This is a genomic window from Brevundimonas sp. KH_025, from assembly GCF_057839885.1.
Map to the genome: position 1 here is coordinate 2,820,473 of NZ_CM174501.1, position 18,377 is coordinate 2,838,849.

Here is an 18,377-nt window from a genome sequence, read left to right on the forward strand (position 1 = left end):
ATGAGGAGAGTTATGCAGAGGCGCAGCCTGAGCGTAAGAGGGAACCTATGCATACGCCCAGCTTCCAAGGCGTCCTCGACGCCGCCCGCCAGATCGCCCCCGCCGCCGTGCGCACGCCGCTGATCGAACACCCGGCCCTGAACGCGGCCGTCGGCGGCCGCGTGCTGATGAAGGCCGAGACCCTGCAGGTGGCGGGGGCCTTCAAGTTTCGCGGGGCCTATAACCGCATCAGCCGCCTGAGCGCCGAGGAGAAGACGCGCGGCGTCGTGGCCTATTCTTCCGGCAACCACGCGCAAGGCGTGGCGGCGGCGGCCCAAGCCGTCAGAACCCGCGCCCTGATCGTCATGCCGTCCGACAGTCCGACGGTGAAGGTCGAGGGGGTGCGCGCCTTCGGCGGCGAGGTGCGCTTCTACGACCGCTGGAGCGAGAGCCGCGAGGCCATCGGCGCCGAGATCGCGGCCGAGCGCGGATCAGTGCTGGTCCCGCCCTTCGACGATCCCTTCATCATCGAGGGCCAGGGCACGGTCGGGCTGGAGATGCTGGAGCAGGCGGGCATCCCGATGGACCAGCTGCTGTGCGGCGCCTCGGGCGGCGGTCTGATCGCCGGGCTCAATCTGGTCATGGCCGAACAGAGCCCCGAGACCCGCGTCGTCGTCGTCGAACCCGAAGCCTTCGACGACACCCGCCGCTCACTGGAAGCCGGCGAGCGGCTCGCCTGTCCGCAGGGCGCCCCGTCGATCTGCGACGCCCTGATGGCGCCCATGCCCGGCGAGCTGACCTGGCCGATCAACCGGCGGCTGGCGCAGGCCGCCACCGTCACCGACGCCGAGGTGGCGGACGCCATGCGCTTCGCCTTCCGCTGGTTGAAGCTGGTCGTCGAGCCGGGCGGCGCCGTGTCCCTGGCCGCCCTGCTGTCGGGCAAGGTCGCGGCGAAAGGTCTGACCACCGGCGTCGTCCTGTCCGGCGGCAACGTCGATCCGGGCCTGTTCAGCGCGATCATCGAGGGGCGCTTCAACGGCTGACGCGCGCCCTCTTGCGCCCCCTCGCGACGCGGGCAAGGCTGGGCAAAACGGGAGGGCGTCATGACGAAACCGAGCGAGCTTCAATCCCTGATCGGCCAGGAGGTCGGCGTCAGCCGCTGGATCGAAGTCGATCAGGCCCGCATCGACGCCTTCGCCCGCATCACCGAGGACGAACAGTTCATCCACGTCGACCCCGAGCGGGCCAGGGCCACCCCCTTCGGCGGGACCATCGCCCACGGCTTCCTGACCCTCAGCCTGGCCTCGGCCATGAGCTATGACGCCGTCGCGCCGCTGGAGGGCGTGGTCATGGGCGTCAACTACGGCTTCGACAAACTGCGCTTCCTGTCGCCCGTTCCCGCTGGGTCGAAGGTCCGCGGCCGCTTCAAGCTGCTGTCCGCCGAGGACAAGGGGGCCCAGGACGGCGTGACCCGCTGGTTGCTGAAACACGAACTGACCGTCGAGATCGAGAACGGCGACAAGCCCGCCCTGATCGCCGAATGGCTGGGGATGCAGGTGGTCGCGGCTTGAACCCGGCTCGCCCGACGATGCGGCGCCGGGCACGGATTATTCACGGAACGTCGTTTCTATAGCTCAAGACGCATCGCCATACGGATCGGGACGGGAGAGGCTCGTGCACCTACACATGGTCTCCGCCTTCGGCGGCCTGTCCGTTCTGGTGGCCGTCTTCGCGGCCTGGACGGCGCTGGACCTGTTCCAGCAGGTGCGCGGGCGTCAGGGCGCCGCACGGCTGGCCTGGCTGGCGACGGCGGCGACCGCCATGGGCGGCGGCATCTGGTCGATGCATTTCATCGCCATGCTGGGCTTCGATCCCGGCGCCCCGGTGCGGTATGATCTGACGCTGACCGTCGCCTCCTTCCTGCTGGCCGTCGTCGGCTCCAGCCTCGCCTTTCTGATCGCCGCCCGGGGACGCGGCGTCCGCCGCACCGTCGGGGCGGGCGTGGTCATGGGGGCCAGCATCTGCGCCATGCACTATGTCGGCATGGCGGCGCTCAGAACCACAGTCACCATGACCTATGCGCCCGGACTGGTGATCGTCTCGGCGGCCATCGCCCTGTTCGCCTCCATCGCCGCCCTGTTCGCGGCCGACCGCGATCGCTCGCCCCTATGGCGTCTGACGGCGGCGGTGGTCCTGGGGCTGGCGGTCGAGGGGATGCACTATTTCGCCATGGCGGCCCTGCGGCTGACCTCGATCGATACGGCCGCAACCGTTCACCCGACCGGCGCCCCGCCCCTGATGCTCGCCATCGGGATCGCCGCCGTGACCATCATCATCCTCTTCCTGGCGCTGGCGGCCTCCATGATCGGCCAGCGCGACAAGCTGATCTCGATCATCGACGCAGGCGGGGTGGGCTATTGGGAGCTGTCCCTTCCGGGAAAAACCCTCTGGCTGTCCGGCCGGGCGCGCAAATTCCTCGGCCTGGCCCGCGGCGAGCCGTTCGCCGCGCGCGACTTCGCTCGCAAGCTGAAGCCAGAAGACCTGCCCCGGCGCGCGGCGATGCTGGAGCGCGCCCTCAAGGGCGACGGCGAATACGCCGCCGAATATCAGATGCGGGACAGCGGGCGCTGGTTGCAGTTGCGCGGCCGACTGATCCGCTCGCGCTCGGGGCGGCCGCTCAAGCTGGCCGGGGTCGTCACCGACGTCACCGATCGGCGCCAGGCCTTCGCCGCCCTGGCCACCAGCGAGCATCGCCAGCGCCTGCTGATCAACGAGCTGAATCACCGGGTGAAGAACACCCTGGCCACCATCCAGTCCATCGCCGCCCTGACCGCCCGACGCTCGAACAGCGTCGAGGACTTCATGCGTCTGTTCGAGGCGCGGCTGATCGCCCTGTCCGACACCCACAACCTGCTGACCGCCAACGGCTGGGAACGGGCCGGCCTGCGCGATCTGGTGCGGCAGGAGTTCCGCCCCTTCGCCGAGGATCAGCTGCGTATGGAGGGGCCCGACGTGACCCTGGAAGCCGAGCAGTCGCTGTCCATGGGGCTGGTCCTGCACGAGCTCGTCACCAACGCCGCCAAGTACGGCGCCCTGAGCAATCCGGGCGAGTCTGGCGGCTGGGTCGAAGTCACCTGGAGCGGCGTCCACGACGACGGCATGGTCACGCTGGACTGGATCGAGCACGGCGGCCCCGTGGTCGCGGCGCCGACCCAGTCCGGTTTCGGCTCACGCCTAATCAACACCAGCATCCGGGGCACGCTGCGCGGCGCGGCGAGCATGGACTACGCCGACGGCCGCCTGCATTGCCGGCTGGTGTTCCGGCCCGGCGCTGCCGCCTCCTGATCAGCCCTCGCCCAGGCAGCGCAGGGCGACTTCCAGATTGCGCAGACCATCCTCGCCCGTGACCGCCGCCGTCTCGCCGGTGCGGATGGCGTGGACGAAGGCCTCGTGCTCCTTGCGCAGCGGTTCGGCGGGCCAGGAGTGCAGCATCCGGGTCGAGTAGGAGCCGTCCGGCTGCTGGCCGAAATACTCGGTCACCTGGCGGGTGATCAGATCGGCGACGATGAACTTGGTCTTGGTCGCCACCTGCAGGGTGCGGGTCTTGTAGGGCGTGACCCAGTTGGTGGTGATGTGGGCGATCACCCCGTTCTCGGTGCGGAACTGCAGCAGGGCCGTGTCCTCGCGCTCGGCGCGGGTGCGGACCAGCTGCGGCTGGACCTCGATGATCTCGGAGCCGGTCAGGTGGCGGATGATGTCGATGTCGTGCACGGCCAGGTCGATGACCACCCCGACCTCGCCCATGCGCGGCGGGAAGGGGCCGACGCGGGTGATCTGGATGGAGATGATCTCGTCGCCCTCGACGGCGCGCTTGACCGTCTCGACCGCCGGATTGAAGCGCTCGACATGGCCGACCATCAGGACGCGGTTGTTGGCCTTGGCGGCGTCGATCATGGCCTGGGCGTCGGCGGTCGTGGCCGCGATCGGCTTTTCGACCAGGACATGGACGCCCGCGTTCAGCAGGGCTGTGCCCAGGTCGGCGTGATAGCGGTTCGGCGTGGCGATGACGGCGGCGTCCAGGCCGGCGGCGACAAACGCTTGCGCCGTCGTCACGGCGGTCGCGCCATAGGCGGCGGCGACGCCCTCGGCCGTCACGGCGTCGGGATCAAAGACGGTCGTCAGTTCGACGCCGCGCAGATCGGACAGGACGCGCGCATGGTTGCGGCCCATGACGCCGGCGCCGGCGACGCCGATCTTGAGGGGGGCTTGCTGGGTCATGGGGATCAGGCCTTGAAGCTGGCGACGGCGGCGATGATGCGGTCCTGGGTCGCTTCGTCCAGGTCGGCGTGCATCGGCAGGCTGATGACGCGCTGCATCAGACGCTCCGTCACCGGCAGACCCTGCGGCCCGCGCGGATACATGTCATAGGCCGGCTGCAGGTGCAGCGGGATCGGGTAATAGACCGCCGTCGGCACGCCCTGTGCCTTCAGGTGCGCGGCCAGGCCGTCGCGGTCCTCATGCTCGATGGTGTACTGCGCCCAGTTCGAGACATTGCCGGCCGGCACGTCCGGCACGGCGGCGACGTGGGGGCGCAGACCCGCGTTGTAGCGGGCGGCGATGCGGTTGCGCCACTCGATCTCCTGGCCGAAGACCTTCAGCTTCTCGATCAGGACGGCGGCCTGGATGGTGTCCAGGCGGCTGTTCAGGCCGACGCGCATGTTCAGGTATTTGGGGTCGTGGTCGAAGGTCTTGTCCTTCAGATCGACCGCCACCGCCTTGCCGTGAACACGGATGGAATCGATCAGCTGGGCCAGGTCGTCGTCATTGGTCAGCACCGCCCCGCCGTCGCCGTAGCAACCCAGGGGCTTGGCCGGGAAGAAGCTGGTGGTGGTGATGTCGGCCCACTTCAGCGGGTGTTCGCCGTTGATGGTGCAGCCGAAACCCTGGGCCGAGTCCGCGATCAGCTTCAGGCCGTACTTGTCGCAGATCGCCTTGATCGCCGGATAGTCGGCGGGCTGGCCGAACAGGTCGACGGCGATGACCACGCGCGGCGTCAGGCGGCCCTCCTTCAGCGTCGCCTCGACGGCGGCCTCCAGATGGGCGGGGCTCATGTTGTAGGTGGCCTCGTCCACGTCGATGAAGACCGGCTCGGCGTCGAACCACGGCACCACCTCGGCGGTGGCGGCGAAGGTGAAGCTGGGCACGAAGACCGCGTCGCCGCGTCCCACGCCCCAGGCCATCAGCGGCAGGGCCAGGGCGTCGGTGCCGTTGGCGCAGCCCAGGGCGTGCTTGGCGGCGCCGAAGGCGGCCAGGTCGGCCTCGAACTGGCGCACCTGCGGGCCCATGACCCAGGCGCCGCCGACGACGGCCTCCTGAACGGCGGCCTCGATCTTGCCGCCGAGGCGAAGGCGCTGGGCCTGAAGGTCGATGAAGGGAATGGTCATGAAGGGTCGCTCTCTCGGTGGGGGCCGCGCTGGCGGAACTCGGGTTCGGCGCGCGGGCGCGAAGGCGGATCAACTATCTTGAGCGCGTCCTACCAAAGCCCGGGGCTGCTAGACAAACCCGCGAGGGTCACTTCGCGTTGCCGGTTGCAACGAAAGCCGCGCTTGGCAAAGCCCGCAAGCCTGCCTAAGCCCGACGGAAGATGACGTTTTCGACCGCACAAGATCGGGTCCGCGACTGGCTGTTCCGCCAGGCCCTGCCGCTGTGGGCGGAGGCCGGGATCGACGCCGAGGGCCGCTTCTTCGAGAAGCTGGACTTCGACGGCCGCCCCGTCACGGGCGTCCCCCGCCGCACCCGGGTGCAGGCGCGCCAGATCTATGTCTTCGCCGAAGCCGCCGCCCTGGGCTGGGCCGAAGGCGCATCCGTGGCGCAGCGCGGGCTGGACGCCCTGATCCGAGACCACCGCCGAGACGACGGCCTGTGGGTGCGCGCGACCGACGACGCGGGCGCCGTCATCGACGCCACGCCCGACCTCTACGACCTGGCCTTCGTCCTGTTCGCCCTGGCCGCCGCCCATCGGGTGCTGAAGGACGAACGCGCCCTGCCTCTGGCCCTGTCGACCCTGGCCGCCGTCGAGGCGCAGATGGCCGACCCGGTCCACGGCGGCTGGCAGGAAGCCCTGCCGCCCGTCCTGCCGCGCCGCCAGAACCCGCACATGCACATGCTGGAGGCCCTTCTGGCCTGGCGGGCCGTCGCGCCCGATCCGGCCTTCGAGGCGGCGGCGCGGCGCGTGCTGGACCTGTTCGCCGCCCGCTTCTTCGACCCGAGCGCCGCCGTGCTGGGCGAATATTTCGCCGCCGACTGGGCGATCGCGCCCGGCGGCGCCGGGCAGGTGGTCGAACCCGGCCATCACATGGAGTGGATCTGGCTGCTGGACCAGGCCCGCCGCCTTGGCCTCGACGGGCATGACCGGCAGGCCCAGGCGCTCTTCGCCTCAGCCCTGACCAACGGCTTCGACCGCCAGGGCATGATGATCCGCGAGGTCGACCGCATCGGCGTTGTCCGCGACGGCGGGCGTCGCCTGTGGGGCCAGACCGAGGCTATTCGCACCCTTCTGCTGCGCGACCAGACCCCCCGCGCCCTCGCCCTTATCGACGGCGTCTTCGCCACCCATCTGGCCGCCCCCACGCCCGGCCTGTGGATCGACAGCTACGACGCGCAAGGGCGCCCGCAGGACGCCTCGGTTCCCGCCTCGACCCTCTACCACCTGATGACCGCCTTCTCGGCCCTGCTGACGGAGCCTGCATGAGCCGGCCTGCTGCTTTTCTCGACCGCGACGGCGTGCTGATCGTCGACAGCGGCTATCCGCACCGCCCCGACCAGTTGGTCCTGATCCCCGGCGCCGCCGAGGCGGTGAAGCGACTGAACGAGGCCGGCTACGTCACGGTCATCGTCACCAACCAGTCGGGCGTGGCGCGCGGCATGTTCGATGAGGCCACCATGCACGGCTTCAACGCCCTGCTGGTCGAACGTCTGGCCGAGGCCGGCGCCCGCATCGACGCGGTCTACGCCTGCCCCTTCCACGCCGAGGCCGTGGACGAACGCTATCGCCATCCCGATCACCCCGACCGCAAGCCCAATCCGGGCATGCTGCTGAAGGCCGTCGCCGAGCACGACCTCGACCCGGCGCGCTCGCTGATGATCGGCGACCAGCCCTCGGACATGGAGGCGGCGCGGCGCGCGGGCGTGGCCGGCTATCGCTTCGAGGGCGGCAATCTGGACGATCTGGTCGCCGCCGCCCTGTCGTCCTGATCGCAATTCTGCATCTGGTGAATTAGGCTAGCCGCCAAGCTGGACACGCAGCCGGGAGAAACGCCTGATGACCGCCGGATATGCTGAACGCCGCTGGACCTCGCCGGACGGGCTGAGCCTGTACGCCCGCGACTACGCCCCCGCCGACGGCCCGGCGAAACTGCCCGTCATCGCCATCCACGGCCTGACCCGCAACAGCGCCGACTTCGAGGTCATCGCCGCCCTGATCGCCCAGAGCGGCCGCCGCGTCCTGGCGGTGGACGTGCGCGGCCGCGGCCGGTCCGACCGCGCGCCCGACCCCATGACCTATACGCCCGACGTCTACGCCAAGGACGTCGTCGCCCTGATGGAACAGCTGGGGATCGAGAAGGCCGTCTTCCTCGGCACCTCGATGGGCGGGCTGATCACCATGGCGCTGACGGCGATCAAGCCCAAGGCCATCGCCGCCGCCGTCATCAACGACGTGGGGCCGGAGCTGGCCGCCGAGGGCCTGGCCCGCATCGCCGCCTATGCCGGCCAGCCGGTCGTCATCGAAACCTGGGACGACGCCGCCGCCTACGCCAAACGCATCAACGAGACGGCCCTGCCCCACTATACCGACGCCGACTGGGCCGCCTTCGCCCGCCGCATCTTCCGCGAGGGCACCGAAGGCGCGCCGGTGCTGGACTACGACCCCGACATCTCGGCGCCGATCAAGGCGGCGGGGGCCAAGGCCCTGATCCCCAATCTCTGGTCCTGTTTCCGGGCCCTGGCGCGCAAGAAGCCGACCCTGCTGCTGCGCGGCGGAACCTCGGACCTGCTCAGCCCGGCCATCGTCGCCAAGATGCGCAAAGCCGCGCCGACCATGGCCTACGCCGAGGTCCCGGGCATCGGCCACGCCCCGATGCTGGACGAGGCGGAGGCCAGAGCGGCCATCTTCGAGTTCCTGGCGGGGGTCGCCTAGCCCGTCATCCCGGCCGCAGCGCAGCGAAGAGCCGGGACCGCCGGAAGCGCAGTCGTTTGAAGGTCGAGCCTGTTGCGGTCCCGGATAGCGGCTGACGCCGCTTCCGGGATGACGGCGTGGCTTAGGCCTTCTTGACGAACTCCGTCCGCAGCACGAGGCCGCGCACCTTCTCGACATTGGCCTCGATCTCGTCGGTGTCGCCGGTCAGGCGGATGTTCTTGACCATGGTCCCACGCTTCAGCGTCACCCCGCCCGAGCCCTTGACCTTCAGGTCCTTGATCAGGGTCACGCTGTCGCCGTCGGCCAGGATGTTGCCGTTGGAGTCCTTGGTCACGTCGTCGGTCATGGTCGTCTCGCAGTAGCCGGGCGCGCACGACGGCGAACCCGCAGAAATAGAATCGGCCTCAAGTAGCGCGAAGCGCGATAGGCCTCAAATCCGGCGCCGTCAGGCGTCGGGAACATTGTTGCCCAGTTCATCCAGCCAGACGCGGGCCGAGGAGTCCGACGGCGCCCTCCAGTCGCCGCGCGGCGACAGCGAGCCGCCGGTCACCACCTTCGGCCCGTTCGGCACGGCCGAGCGCTTGAACTGGCTGGTCTGGAAGAAGCGGATCAGGAACTTCCTCAGCCAGGCCTTGATGGTCGGCAGATCATAGGCGACCCGCTCGGCCTCCGGCAGACCGACCGGCCAATGCCCGGTCGCCGCGTCGCCCCAGGCCTGATGGACGAGGAAGGCGACCTTGGACGGCTTCAGGCCGAACCGGCTGATGTAGAACAGGAAGAAGTCGTTCAGCGCATAGGGGCCGACGATGCTCTGCGTCGACTGGATCGCCCCGTCGGCGCCCGCCGGCACCAGCTCGGGCGAAATCTCGGTGGCCAGGATGGCGTGCAGGATGGGCGCGGCCTCAGCCCCGATCAGTTCGCCGTCGGCGACCCAGCGGATCAGGTGCTGGATCAGGGTCTTCGCCACCCCGCCGTTGACGTTGTAGTGGCTCATGTGGTCGCCGACGCCGTAGGTGCACCAGCCGAGCGCCAGCTCCGACAGGTCGCCGGTGCCGAGCACGAAGCCCTGGTTCTGACTGGCCAGGCGGAACAGATAATCGGTGCGCAGACCCGCCTGGACGTTCTCGAAGGTGATGTCGTGGACCGGCTGGCCGTCGGCGAAGGCGTGGCCGATGTCGCGCAGCATCTGTTCGGCGGCGGGACGGATGTCGATCTCGGCCCCCGTGACGCCCAGGGCCTGCATCAGCGCCCAGGCGTTGGACTTGGTGCCGTCAGACGTCGCGAAGCCCGGCAGGGTGAAGCCCAGAATCCCGGTGCGCGGCAGCTTCAGCCGATCGAAAGCACGGCACGCCACCAGCAGCGCCTGCGTCGAATCCAGCCCGCCCGAGACGCCGATCACCAGGGTCTTGGACCCCGTCGCCGTCATCCGACGCATCAGGCCCTGCACCTGAATGTTGAAGGCCTCGAAGCAGTCCTGATCCAGACGCGCCGGATCGTCCGGCACGAAGGGGAAGCGGTCCAGCGGTCGGATCAGGGCGCCGGCGGGCCCCTCCCCGGTCTCGAACGGGACCACGGTCGCGGCCTCGCCTTCCAGCCGGGCGCAGTCGGCGAAGGTGCCGTTACGCAGCCGGTCCAGCCCGATCCGCTCGACGTCCACGTCGGCCACCGTCAGATGGCTTTCAAGCGCGAACCGCTCGCCCTCGGCCAGTTTCGCGCCCAATTCATGAATGGTCGCCTGACCGTCCCAGGCCAGGTCGGTCGTGCTTTCGCCCCAACCCGAGGCGGCGAAGACATAGGCCGACAGGGTCCGGCTGGACTGGCTGGCGCACAGCAAGGCGCGCTCGTCGGCCTTGCCGATGACGATGTTGGAGGCCGACAGGTTGCAAAGAATGCGCGCCCCGGCCAGCGCCGCCCGCGTCGAGGGCGGCTGCGGCGCCCAGAAGTCCTCGCAGATCTCGACGGCGAAGACAAAGCCCGGCCGGTTGGTCGCCTCGAAGACCAGACCCGGAGCGAAATCGACGCTCTCACCGTTCAGGACCACACTGTCCTCGGACCGACTGGCGGCCGGCGCAAACCAGCGCTTCTCGTAATACTCACGGTAGTTGGGCAGGTAGGTCTTGGGCACGACGCCCAGAACCTCGCCGCCGCCCAGCACCACGGCGCAGTTGAACAGGGCGTCGCCGTTGCGGATCGGCGCGCCGACCACGGCGATCACGCCCGCCTGGTCCGCGACCTCGGCCAGCTCGGCGATGCGACGCTCGACCTCTTCCAGCAGCGCCGCCTGCATCAGCAGGTCGTCGATGGCATAGGCGCTCAGCGACAGCTCGGGGAAGACCAGCAGGTCCACGCCCGCTTCGCCCGCCTGACGGATCAGCCGCTTATGCTCGTCCGCATTGGCGGCCGGGTCGGCGACATGGACCACCGGGGTCGCGGCGGCGACGCGGACGAAGCCGTGGGCGCGCGGGGCGTGGAAGGGATGCGTCTCGGACTTCGCCATCAATCTTTCCGCTCATCCCGCGATGCGGGCTCCAGAACCCTAGGGCTGATGGATCAATATAGGGTTGCGCGGTGAAGCCAAAGGACTAGCGGTTTGTAGTGACCTGCGAACCGGCGTCGGCTAAGGCTCAGGCCATGAGCGATACGCCCAAAAAAGGCTGGTTCCAGCGACTGAGCGCGGGTCTGTCCCGCTCCTCCAAACAGATGACCGAACAGGTCGTCTCGACCTTCGTGAAGGAGCCTCTGTCCGACGAGGCGCTGGAGCGTCTGGAAGAGCACCTGATCGAGAGCGACCTGGGCCCCGCCGCCTCGGCCCGCATCGTCGAGCGCTTCCGCGAGCTGCGCTTCGGCAAGTCGTCCGACGAGCGCGAGATCAAGGAGGCCCTGGCCGAGGCCGTGGCCGCCGAACTGCTGCCGCGTCAGGCGACGTTTGACCCCCTCGGCGGACCCAAGCCCTATGTCGTCCTGTTCGTCGGCGTGAACGGCTCGGGCAAGACCACGACGCTCGGCAAGATCGCCTCGGACCTGACCGCCAAGGGCGCCAAGGTGATGATCGTCGCCGGCGACACCTTCCGCGCCGCCGCCCGCGAACAGCTCAAGGTCTGGGCCGAACGCGCCGGAGCCGATTTCGAGAGCCGCCGCGACGGCGCCGACGCCGCCGGCCTGGCCTTCGACGCCTATGCCAAGGCCAAGGCCGAGGGCTACGACGTGGTCCTGATCGACACCGCCGGGCGCCTGCAGAACAAGTCGGCCCTGATGGACGAACTGCTCAAGATCGTCCGTGTGCTGAAGAAAATCGACGCCGAGGCCCCGCACGAGACCCTGCTGGTGCTGGACGCCACCGTGGGCCGCAACGCGCTGGAGCAGGAAAAGGTCTTCGGCCGCACGGCCTATGTCTCGGGCGTGGTGATGACCAAGCTGGACGGCACGGCGCGCGGCGGGGTCCTGGTCCCCGTGGCCCAGGCCTCGGACGCCCCGATCAAGCTGATCGGCGTCGGCGAAGGCGTCGACGACCTGCAACCCTTCGACGCACGTGCGTTTTCCCGATCCCTGGTCGGGCTCGAGGACTGAGTGATGAGTGAAGCGACCGAGACCAAGCGTCCGCAGTGGATCCGTCAGGCCGTCGATTTCGGCGCCCTGATCGCCTTCATGGCCGCCTATTTCATCACCCGCGACATGATCAAGGCGACCTGGGTCCTGGTCATCGCCTCGGCCATCGCCCTGACCGTCGGCTTCATTCTGGAGCGCCGGCTGGCGCCCATGCCGCTGATCACCGGCGGCTTCGCCCTGATCTTCGGCGCCCTGACCATCCTCACCGACGACGACCTGTTCGTGAAGCTGAAGCTGACGGTGCAGAACGGCCTGCTGGCCGCCGTCCTGCTGGGTTCGATCCCGCTGAACAAGTCGCCGTTCAAGGCCCTGCTCGGCTCGGCCATTCAGGTGACGGACACGGCCTGGCGCAAGCTGACCTTCCGCTACGGGATCTACTTCCTCTGCGTCGCCGCCGCCAACGAGGTCTTCCGCAGCCCCGAGGCCGTCACCGCCATCTGGTCGGCGCTGAACCTCGGTGCCCCCGATCCCAACGGCGTCTGGACCGCCTTCCGCGGCGTCCTGTGGATCGCCGCCTCCATCTTCGGCCTGTGCCAGGTGCCGCTGATCATGAAGAACATGATCAAGGACGAGGAGTCCGGCCCGATCTCGCCCGACACGGGGCTCTGAGGGCCGCCCCCTCCGTCATCCCGGCCGCAGCCCTCGCGCCAGCGAGGGCGAAGAGCCGGGACCGCCCAAAGCGCCGACGTCGTGTCTGTAGCGGTCCTGGATAGCGGCTACGCCGCTTCCGGGATGACGACGGCTTCTTGTCCAGCCTGTCCTGCCTGGGCCTCAAGTAGCGCGAAGCGCGGTAGGCCCCCTGATAAAATGTCTTCAAACCGTCAGGCTTTCCGTCGTCAAAGCGTAAAGCGCGGCTGTTAGCTGTCACGCCATGTTCGGCCGTCTTCAATGACGCCGGAACGGGGATCGAGGACGATGGTCAAGTCAGGCAAGCAGGCGAAAATCAAGGGCGGGCTGGCGGAATCGCCCAGCCACCTGATGCACCGGGTGTTGCAGCTCGCGCTCGACATCTACGCCGAGGAGGCCGGACCCGACGGCCTGACCCAGCGCCAGTTCGCCGTGCTGGAGGCGGTCTCGGTCCGCTCGGGCCTGACCCAGACCGATCTGGTCAAGGCCACCGGCATCGACCGCTCGACCCTGGCCGATCTGGTCGCCCGCATGACGACCAAGGGGCTGCTGGAGCGCGAGCGCTCGGCGCTGGACGCCCGGGCCAAGGCCGTGCGCCTGTCCGAAGCCGGTCAGATGGCGCTGGAGGCCGCCCGGCCCCGCGTCGCGGCCGCCGACAAGCGCATCCTGGCCCTGCTGCCCAAGACGAAGCGCGAGGGCTTCCTCGACCTGCTGACCAGCCTGACCGACGCCGCCGACGCCGCGCCGGAGCAGGCCCGCGCCGAGGCCAAGGCGGCCAAGAAGGCGGCCAAGGACGCGCGCAAGGCCGAGAAGGCCGCGAAGAAGGCGCTCGACGGTGGCAAGTCGAAAAAGAAGAAGAAGGTCGTCGAAGCCGTCGCTCACGCAGACGCGGACGCGGGCGTGACCGAGGCGGTCATCATCCCGCTCAAGGACGTGGCGAAGGCCTAGAGCGAAATCGGTTCAGATGCGATCGCATCTGAACCCAGATCTTCGCTCCAGGATCAATGCTGGAGCCTGATTCACGGCATCGGCGGAATCGCGAAGCGATTCCTCCTCAACCGATCAGGCTCTAGACTCGGATATCCAGCAGCGAGCCGGGCCGCTGATAGCGCGCGGGCGACGCCGCTTCCTGCGTCGCAACCGACCTCACCGGCGTGTCCGCCCGCGTCTCGACGGCGGCGGCGGCGGGCGTCGGCGCGCTCAGGCCCATGGCCGCACGGAAGAAGGCGGACTGGGAGGTTCTCAGCGTATGGGCCGCGCCGCCTGCGGAAGGCGGGAAGGCCGGACGGTCTGAAGGAATCGCGGACATGGGCCGACGATCCGCCCAAACGGTCTAGATATGGTTAATGCGCGATTCACCGTGTTTGGCGACGACCGCGCGCTTAACGAACCGGCGCCTTCAGGGCGTCCGTCAGCTTCTGCAGGTCGGCGTCGGTCAGCACCGGCCCTGAGGACTTGGCGACGATGGTCCCGTAGGCGTCGACGGCGAAGCTCTCCGGCACGCCCGAGACGCCGAGGTCCAGCCCCGCCCGCCCCTCGCGGTCCACCAGGACCAGGGCGAAGGGGTCGCCCAGTTCGTCGAGGAAGGCGCGGGTGGCCACCGGGTCGTCCTTGTAGGCCACGCCGATCACGTTGATGCCCTGCGCCTTCAGCTTCATCAGCTGCGGATGCTCCAGCCGGCACGGGGCGCACCAGCTGGCGAACAGGTTGACGATCATCGGCTTGCCGACGCCCGCCGTCTTCAGGTCCAGCCGCTGATCGGTCTCGACGTCGCCTTGCATGATGGGCAACACGGTCTCGGGAATGGGCTGGCCGACTAGGGCGTCGGGCTTGTACTCCCGCCCCTCGCCCGGCGCGCCGGACATGGTGTTCAGCTGGACCATCAGAAAGACGCCCAGGGCGGCCAGCGCGGCGATGGGGATCAGGGCGAACCAGCGGTTCATTTGCGCGCCTCTTCCAGTCGGGCCAGTTCGCGCTTCCAGCGCCGGGCGGCGATCAGGGCGCGCAGCGAAATGGCGGCGAGCGCCACAGCGCTGATCGCCCAGGACGACCAGACGAAGACGCTGTAGGGACTCATGTCGAGATCGAGCATCGGCGTCTCCTCAGGCTTCTTGCGCGGCGCGGGCGCGCAAGGACAGGACGCGGCGACGGCGCACCTCGGTGCGGATCGACGTCAGCCAGACGGCCCCGAACAGCATCCCATAGGCCGCCATCATGGTCAGCAGGGGCGTAAGGTAAGCCGGGTCCAGACTGGTCCCGCCGGCGCGCAGCAGCGAAGCCGGCTGATGCAGGGTGTTCCACCAGTCGACCGAGAACTTGACGATGGGCAGGTTGATCAAGCCGACCAGACCCAGCACCGCGGCGGCGCGTCCCGCCTTGGCCTCGTCGTCGATCGAGGCGCGCAGGGCCATGTAGCCGAGGTAGAAGAGGAACAGCACCAGCACCGAGGTCAGCCGCGCGTCCCACACCCACCAGGTGCCCCACATGGGCTGAGCCCACAGCGCACCGGTGATCAGGGCCAGGCCCGTCAGCACGGCACCAGGCAGGGCGGCGGCGCGGGCGGCGGCGTCGGCTAGCGGGTGACGAAACACCAGGGCGAAGAAACTGGACACGCCCAAGGCCGCATAGGCGCCCAGCCCCAGCGTCGCAGCCGGCACATGGACGAACATGATCCGCACGGTATCGCCCTGCTGATAGTCAGCGGGCGCGGTGAAGCTGAGCCAGGTTCCGACCACCAGCAGGACGAGCGCCAGCCCCCACAGCACCGGGGTCAGCGGGCGGGTGAAGCGCATGAAGCGGTCGGGATTGGCGAGGCCGAACATGGTCCGCCGATTACGCGGCGCGGCGGGGAACGGCAAGCGCCCCCCGCGCGTGGCCCTTGGTCCCGATCAGAACTTGGGTCGCGATCAGAGCTTGAGCCCGTGCTCGGCGGCCAGAGCCTCCAGCTTGACCATCGGGCGCGGTCCCCAGTGGGCGATGACTTCCGAGGCGGCCAGCGAACCCAGGGCTCCGGCCTCGGCCAGCGACAGACCGCGCGCCAGACCCAGCAGGACCCCGGCGGCGTACTGGTCGCCCGCGCCCGTGGTGTCGACCACCTTGTCGACCGGGAAGGCGGCGATCTCGACCCGCTCGTCGCCGCGGAAGATGACGGAGCCGGCGGCCCCGCGCGTCACGGCGGCGACCTCGACGATGCGGCCCAGGTGGGCGGCGGCGTGGTCGAAGTCCTCGGTCTCGAACAGGGCGTGCAGCTCGGACTCATTGGCCAGGACGATGTCCGCCGAGGCCTCGATGAAGGCCAGCAGCTCGGCGCGCCAGCGATGCACGACGAAGGCGTCCGACAGGGTGATGGCGACCTTGCGACCCGCGGCGTGAGCAGCGGCGGCGGCGGCCTCGAAGGCGGCGCGGGCCGGGGCCGGGTCGAACAGATAGCCTTCCAGATAGACGATCTCGCTGGCGCCGATCAGCTCGGCGTCGATGTCCGCCGTCGTCAGCTGGTTGGCGGCGCCCAGGAAGGTGCACATGGTGCGCTGGGCGTCGGGCGTGACGTTGATCAGGCAGCGGCCGGTGCCGAAGCCCGAACCCGCGCCGTCTTCCAGAACCGGGGTGTCGAAGTGGACGTGGGCGGCGCGGATGTCGTGGCTGAAGACCTCGCCCAGGGTGTCCTTGGCCACCTTGCCGATATAGGCCGCGCGGCCGCCGAACGAGCCGACGCCGGCCACGGTGTTGCCGGCCGAACCGCCCGAGGCCTCGACCCCCGCCGCCATGGCGTCATAGAGGGCCGCGCTCTGATCCTCGTCGACCAGCTGCATCGAGCCGGCGACCAGATGATGCGCCTCGAGGAAGGCGGGCTCGCACGGGCTCAGCACGTCGACGATGGCGTTGCCGACGGCGCAGACGTCGAAGCGGGCGGTGGAGATGGCGGTCTGGGTCATGCGCGCCCCATAGCGGGCCAGGGGCGACGACGCCAGCGCCGGGCTTTTCGCCGCCCTCGAAAACAGCCTATGCAGGTCGCCGCCGAGGAGTTTGCTGCATGACCGAAGTCGCCGTCCTGACCCCCGATCCCGCCGACCCCTCCTATGCCGGGCAATGGCCGGGCGTGCTGGATCGTCTGGCGGCGGCCCTGGCCACGGCGGGGATCAAGGCCCGGCCGACGCCGTGGACTGATCATGTCGAGAGCGCCCACGGCCTGATGGACTTTCCCCTGGTCCTGCCGCTGATCGTCTGGGGCTATCACCGCGACCATGAGCGCTGGATCCAGGCCTGCGCGACCTGGGCCGAGGCGGACGCGCCTCTCGCCAACCCCGCCGAGGTGCTGCGCTGGAACTCCGACAAGCGCTATCTGGCCAGGCTGGCCGAGAAGGGCGTGGCCATCCCGCCGACCATCTGGACCGACCACGCCAGTCCCGCCGTGGTCGAAGCCGCCTTTGCTGCGACGGGCGCCGAGCAGTTGATCGTCAAACCGACCGTGTCCGGCGGCGCCTGGCGCACGCTGAAAGTCGCGGCGGGCGACCTGCTGGAAGACGTCCTGTCCGACGCGCCGGAAGGCGGGGCCATGATCCAGCCCTTCCTGCCGACCATCGCCACGGCGGGCGAGACCTCGCTGCTCTTCTTCGGCGGCGAACTGAGCCACGTCGTCAACAAGCGCCCCGCCCACGCCGACGAGTTCCGCATCCAGGTCCAGTACGGCGGCCAGTACCGGCGTCTGGATCAGGCCCCCGAGGGCGCGCTCGATCTGGCCGAACGGACGCTGGCGGCGATCGAGGAGCCGCTGCTCTACGCCCGCATCGACATGGTGCCCGACGCCGACGGCCGCTGGCTGCTGATGGAGGCCGAACTGATCGAGCCGGACTTCTACCTCAGCGCTGTCCCCGAAGCCGGCGCCCGCTTCGGCCGCGCCGTGGCGGAGCGGCTGGGGCTGTAAATCCGTCGGTACTTCCGTAGCCCTCCCCCTCGAGGGGGGGAGGGTTGGGTGGGGGTGTTTGCAGGCCTTGTCCACTGGAGCGCTGGAGACCGGGGCTTCGCCTCATGCGCCCTATCGGCCATGTCGCGTTCCACACCCCCATCCCCGGCCCTTCCCCCCTCGAGGGGGAAGGGAGGCAGCAGACGTGAGGGCCCGCCTGCGCTCAACGTAGTAAGGCGCCTAGACCCCGACGAAACTCGCCCGCGACGGACACAGGTCGGCGATCACGCACGACAGGCATTTCGGCCGCTGCGCCAGGCAGGTGTAGCGGCCGTGCAGGATCAGCCAGTGGTGGGCCTTGGGCAGCCAGGCCTCGGGCACGACCTTGTGCAGTTGCACCTCGACCTTGTCCGGCGTCGCCGCATTGGCCAGGCCCAGTCGGTGCGAGACGCGGAACACATGGGTGTCCACCGCGATGGCCGGCTCGATGCCCAGTTCGTTCAGCACCACGCTGGCGGTCTTGCGCCCCACGCCGGGCAGGGCCTGCAGGTCGGCGCGGTTCAGCGGCACTTCTCCCCCGTGCTGCTCGACCAGCATCCGCGCGGCGGCGATGACGTTCCGCGCCTTGGTGCGATAGAGGCCGATGGAGGAAATCAGGGGGATCAGCCCCTCTTCGCCGAGCGCCAGCATCTTCTGCGGCGTGTCGGCGACGGCGAACAGGGCGCGCGTCGCCTTGTTGACCCCCACGTCGGTCGCCTGGGCCGACAGGGCGACGGCCACCACCAGGGTGTAGGGATTGACGAATTCCAGCTCGGTCTTGGGGTCGGGCATGACCCCCGACAGACGGACGAAGATCTCCTCGACCCGGTCCTCGTCCGGCGGCCAGCCGATCACGGCCCCGACCGGCGCCTTCTTCGGCGCGCGCGACCGCTTGCCGGGCGGCGGGGTCAGGGCGGCGCGGACAGCCTTGGCGGCGGGACGTTTGCGGACGGTCATGTCCCCGCTTCGCCTTCCCCGCGCGCGGCGTCAACCGGGCGCCGCCGACACGCTGCGGCGAAATCGCGCAGG

At 69.4% G+C, this 18,377-nt stretch carries 20 protein-coding genes; 10 read left to right on the forward strand and 10 right to left on the reverse strand.

The window, feature by feature from the left end:
- The first annotated feature begins 47 nt into the window (after positions 1–47).
- From AC3IS2_RS13935 to AC3IS2_RS13945, 3 genes are all read left to right on the forward strand, one after another.
- Entirely contained in the window at positions 48–1,022 is a 975-nt protein-coding gene (locus tag AC3IS2_RS13935) for a threonine ammonia-lyase (RefSeq protein ID WP_489198378.1), read from the forward strand.
- 60 nt (positions 1,023–1,082) lie between these two features.
- Complete coding sequence (locus AC3IS2_RS13940) at positions 1,083–1,550, forward strand: MaoC family dehydratase (RefSeq protein ID WP_489198379.1); 468 nt, start codon at positions 1,083–1,085, stop codon at positions 1,548–1,550.
- Between the two features lie 103 nt (positions 1,551–1,653).
- Entirely contained in the window at positions 1,654–3,324 is a 1,671-nt protein-coding gene (locus AC3IS2_RS13945; protein WP_489198381.1) for an MHYT domain-containing protein, read from the forward strand.
- Here AC3IS2_RS13945 and AC3IS2_RS13950 read toward each other — a convergent pair whose 3' ends face one another.
- Both AC3IS2_RS13950 and AC3IS2_RS13955 read right to left on the reverse strand, forming a co-directional pair.
- On the reverse strand, positions 3,325–4,257 hold the full coding sequence (locus AC3IS2_RS13950; RefSeq protein WP_489198383.1) for a Gfo/Idh/MocA family oxidoreductase: 933 nt from the start codon (positions 4,255–4,257) through the stop codon (positions 3,325–3,327).
- Between the two features lie 5 nt (positions 4,258–4,262).
- Positions 4,263–5,423: a DegT/DnrJ/EryC1/StrS family aminotransferase gene (locus AC3IS2_RS13955; protein WP_489198384.1), complete on the reverse strand. Its 1,161-nt coding sequence runs from the start codon at positions 5,421–5,423 to the stop codon at positions 4,263–4,265.
- Positions 5,424–5,623: 200 nt separating this feature from the next.
- Between AC3IS2_RS13955 and AC3IS2_RS13960 the strand changes: the two genes are divergently transcribed.
- The 3 genes from AC3IS2_RS13960 (at position 5,624) to AC3IS2_RS13970 (ending at position 8,176) form a co-directional block, all read left to right on the forward strand.
- On the forward strand, positions 5,624–6,730 hold the full coding sequence (locus tag AC3IS2_RS13960; protein ID WP_489198385.1) for an AGE family epimerase/isomerase: 1,107 nt from the start codon (positions 5,624–5,626) through the stop codon (positions 6,728–6,730).
- Positions 6,727–7,233 carry a D-glycero-alpha-D-manno-heptose-1,7-bisphosphate 7-phosphatase gene (locus tag AC3IS2_RS13965; RefSeq protein WP_489198386.1) on the forward strand — a complete coding sequence of 169 codons (507 nt, stop codon included), beginning with the start codon at positions 6,727–6,729 and terminating at the stop codon, positions 7,231–7,233. Before AC3IS2_RS13960 ends, AC3IS2_RS13965 begins: the two co-directional genes overlap by 4 nt.
- 67 nt (positions 7,234–7,300) lie before the next feature.
- The gene (locus tag AC3IS2_RS13970) at positions 7,301–8,176 is read left to right on the forward strand and encodes an alpha/beta fold hydrolase (RefSeq protein WP_489198387.1); all 876 of its coding nucleotides are present in this window, start codon (positions 7,301–7,303) and stop codon (positions 8,174–8,176) included.
- Positions 8,177–8,297: 121 nt separating this feature from the next.
- Here AC3IS2_RS13970 and AC3IS2_RS13975 read toward each other — a convergent pair whose 3' ends face one another.
- Together AC3IS2_RS13975 and AC3IS2_RS13980 are read right to left on the reverse strand one after the other, a co-directional pair.
- The gene (locus tag AC3IS2_RS13975) at positions 8,298–8,522 is read right to left on the reverse strand and encodes an alkylphosphonate utilization protein (protein WP_441455129.1); all 225 of its coding nucleotides are present in this window, start codon (positions 8,520–8,522) and stop codon (positions 8,298–8,300) included.
- A 99-nt stretch (positions 8,523–8,621) separates the two neighbouring features.
- A complete protein-coding gene (locus tag AC3IS2_RS13980; protein ID WP_489198388.1) occupies positions 8,622–10,673 on the reverse strand; it encodes an NAD(+) synthase in 2,052 nt (683 codons plus the stop codon).
- 134 nt (positions 10,674–10,807) lie between these two features.
- On the opposite strand from AC3IS2_RS13980, the gene ftsY reads away from it, so the two are divergent.
- The 3 genes from ftsY to AC3IS2_RS13995 all read left to right on the forward strand — a co-directional run bounded on the left by ftsY (position 10,808) and on the right by AC3IS2_RS13995 (position 13,357).
- On the forward strand, positions 10,808–11,743 hold the full coding sequence (ftsY, locus tag AC3IS2_RS13985) for a signal recognition particle-docking protein FtsY (RefSeq protein ID WP_489198389.1): 936 nt from the start codon (positions 10,808–10,810) through the stop codon (positions 11,741–11,743).
- 3 nt (positions 11,744–11,746) lie between these two features.
- A complete protein-coding gene (locus AC3IS2_RS13990; protein WP_489198390.1) occupies positions 11,747–12,391 on the forward strand; it encodes an inner membrane-spanning protein YciB in 645 nt (214 codons plus the stop codon).
- Positions 12,392–12,697: 306 nt separating this feature from the next.
- Positions 12,698–13,357, forward strand: coding sequence for a MarR family winged helix-turn-helix transcriptional regulator (locus tag AC3IS2_RS13995; RefSeq protein ID WP_489198391.1), 660 nt, complete (start codon positions 12,698–12,700; stop codon positions 13,355–13,357).
- Between the two features lie 121 nt (positions 13,358–13,478).
- Here AC3IS2_RS13995 and AC3IS2_RS14000 read toward each other — a convergent pair whose 3' ends face one another.
- The 5 genes from AC3IS2_RS14000 to AC3IS2_RS14020 form a co-directional block, all read right to left on the reverse strand.
- The gene (locus AC3IS2_RS14000; protein ID WP_489198392.1) at positions 13,479–13,718 is read right to left on the reverse strand and encodes a hypothetical protein; all 240 of its coding nucleotides are present in this window, start codon (positions 13,716–13,718) and stop codon (positions 13,479–13,481) included.
- A gap of 73 nt (positions 13,719–13,791) precedes the next feature.
- Positions 13,792–14,352, reverse strand: coding sequence for a DsbE family thiol:disulfide interchange protein (locus AC3IS2_RS14005; protein ID WP_489198393.1), 561 nt, complete (start codon positions 14,350–14,352; stop codon positions 13,792–13,794).
- The gene (gene ccmD, locus AC3IS2_RS14010) at positions 14,349–14,501 is read right to left on the reverse strand and encodes a heme exporter protein CcmD (RefSeq protein WP_489198394.1); all 153 of its coding nucleotides are present in this window, start codon (positions 14,499–14,501) and stop codon (positions 14,349–14,351) included. Before ccmD ends, AC3IS2_RS14005 begins: the two co-directional genes overlap by 4 nt.
- Positions 14,502–14,511: 10 nt before the next feature.
- A complete protein-coding gene (locus tag AC3IS2_RS14015) occupies positions 14,512–15,231 on the reverse strand; it encodes a heme ABC transporter permease (protein WP_489198395.1) in 720 nt (239 codons plus the stop codon).
- A gap of 84 nt (positions 15,232–15,315) precedes the next feature.
- Positions 15,316–16,341, reverse strand: a complete 1,026-nt coding sequence (locus AC3IS2_RS14020) for an adenosine kinase (protein WP_489198396.1) — start codon at positions 16,339–16,341, stop codon at positions 15,316–15,318.
- Positions 16,342–16,439: 98 nt separating this feature from the next.
- Between AC3IS2_RS14020 and AC3IS2_RS14025 the strand changes: the two genes are divergently transcribed.
- Positions 16,440–17,330, forward strand: a complete 891-nt coding sequence (locus tag AC3IS2_RS14025; protein ID WP_489198397.1) for an ATP-grasp domain-containing protein — start codon at positions 16,440–16,442, stop codon at positions 17,328–17,330.
- Positions 17,331–17,549: 219 nt separating this feature from the next.
- On the opposite strand, the gene nth is transcribed toward AC3IS2_RS14025, so the two are convergent.
- Positions 17,550–18,305, reverse strand: coding sequence for an endonuclease III (gene nth, locus AC3IS2_RS14030; protein ID WP_489198398.1), 756 nt, complete (start codon positions 18,303–18,305; stop codon positions 17,550–17,552).
- Positions 18,306–18,377: the final 72 nt, after the last annotated feature.

Coding starts and splice junctions, on each gene's coding strand:
- AC3IS2_RS13940 (WP_489198379.1), top strand. CDS start 1,083: ATGACGAAACCGAGCGAGCTTCAATCCCTGATCGGCCAGGAGGTCGGC.
- AC3IS2_RS13960 (WP_489198385.1), top strand. CDS start 5,624: ATGACGTTTTCGACCGCACAAGATCGGGTCCGCGACTGGCTGTTCCGC.
- AC3IS2_RS13970 (WP_489198387.1), top strand. CDS start 7,301: ATGACCGCCGGATATGCTGAACGCCGCTGGACCTCGCCGGACGGGCTG.
- AC3IS2_RS14005 (WP_489198393.1), bottom strand. CDS start 14,352: ATGAACCGCTGGTTCGCCCTGATCCCCATCGCCGCGCTGGCCGCCCTG.
- nth (WP_489198398.1), bottom strand. CDS start 18,305: ATGACCGTCCGCAAACGTCCCGCCGCCAAGGCTGTCCGCGCCGCCCTG.
- AC3IS2_RS13955 (WP_489198384.1), bottom strand. CDS start 5,423: ATGACCATTCCCTTCATCGACCTTCAGGCCCAGCGCCTTCGCCTCGGC.
- AC3IS2_RS14020 (WP_489198396.1), bottom strand. CDS start 16,341: ATGACCCAGACCGCCATCTCCACCGCCCGCTTCGACGTCTGCGCCGTC.
- AC3IS2_RS14000 (WP_489198392.1), bottom strand. CDS start 13,718: ATGTCCGCGATTCCTTCAGACCGTCCGGCCTTCCCGCCTTCCGCAGGC.
- AC3IS2_RS13965 (WP_489198386.1), top strand. CDS start 6,727: ATGAGCCGGCCTGCTGCTTTTCTCGACCGCGACGGCGTGCTGATCGTC.
- ftsY (WP_489198389.1), top strand. CDS start 10,808: ATGAGCGATACGCCCAAAAAAGGCTGGTTCCAGCGACTGAGCGCGGGT.
- AC3IS2_RS13990 (WP_489198390.1), top strand. CDS start 11,747: ATGAGTGAAGCGACCGAGACCAAGCGTCCGCAGTGGATCCGTCAGGCC.
- AC3IS2_RS14015 (WP_489198395.1), bottom strand. CDS start 15,231: ATGTTCGGCCTCGCCAATCCCGACCGCTTCATGCGCTTCACCCGCCCG.
- AC3IS2_RS14025 (WP_489198397.1), top strand. CDS start 16,440: ATGACCGAAGTCGCCGTCCTGACCCCCGATCCCGCCGACCCCTCCTAT.
- ccmD (WP_489198394.1), bottom strand. CDS start 14,501: ATGCTCGATCTCGACATGAGTCCCTACAGCGTCTTCGTCTGGTCGTCC.
- AC3IS2_RS13935 (WP_489198378.1), top strand. CDS start 48: ATGCATACGCCCAGCTTCCAAGGCGTCCTCGACGCCGCCCGCCAGATC.
- AC3IS2_RS13995 (WP_489198391.1), top strand. CDS start 12,698: ATGGTCAAGTCAGGCAAGCAGGCGAAAATCAAGGGCGGGCTGGCGGAA.
- AC3IS2_RS13950 (WP_489198383.1), bottom strand. CDS start 4,257: ATGACCCAGCAAGCCCCCCTCAAGATCGGCGTCGCCGGCGCCGGCGTC.
- AC3IS2_RS13980 (WP_489198388.1), bottom strand. CDS start 10,673: ATGGCGAAGTCCGAGACGCATCCCTTCCACGCCCCGCGCGCCCACGGC.
- AC3IS2_RS13975 (WP_441455129.1), bottom strand. CDS start 8,522: ATGACCGACGACGTGACCAAGGACTCCAACGGCAACATCCTGGCCGAC.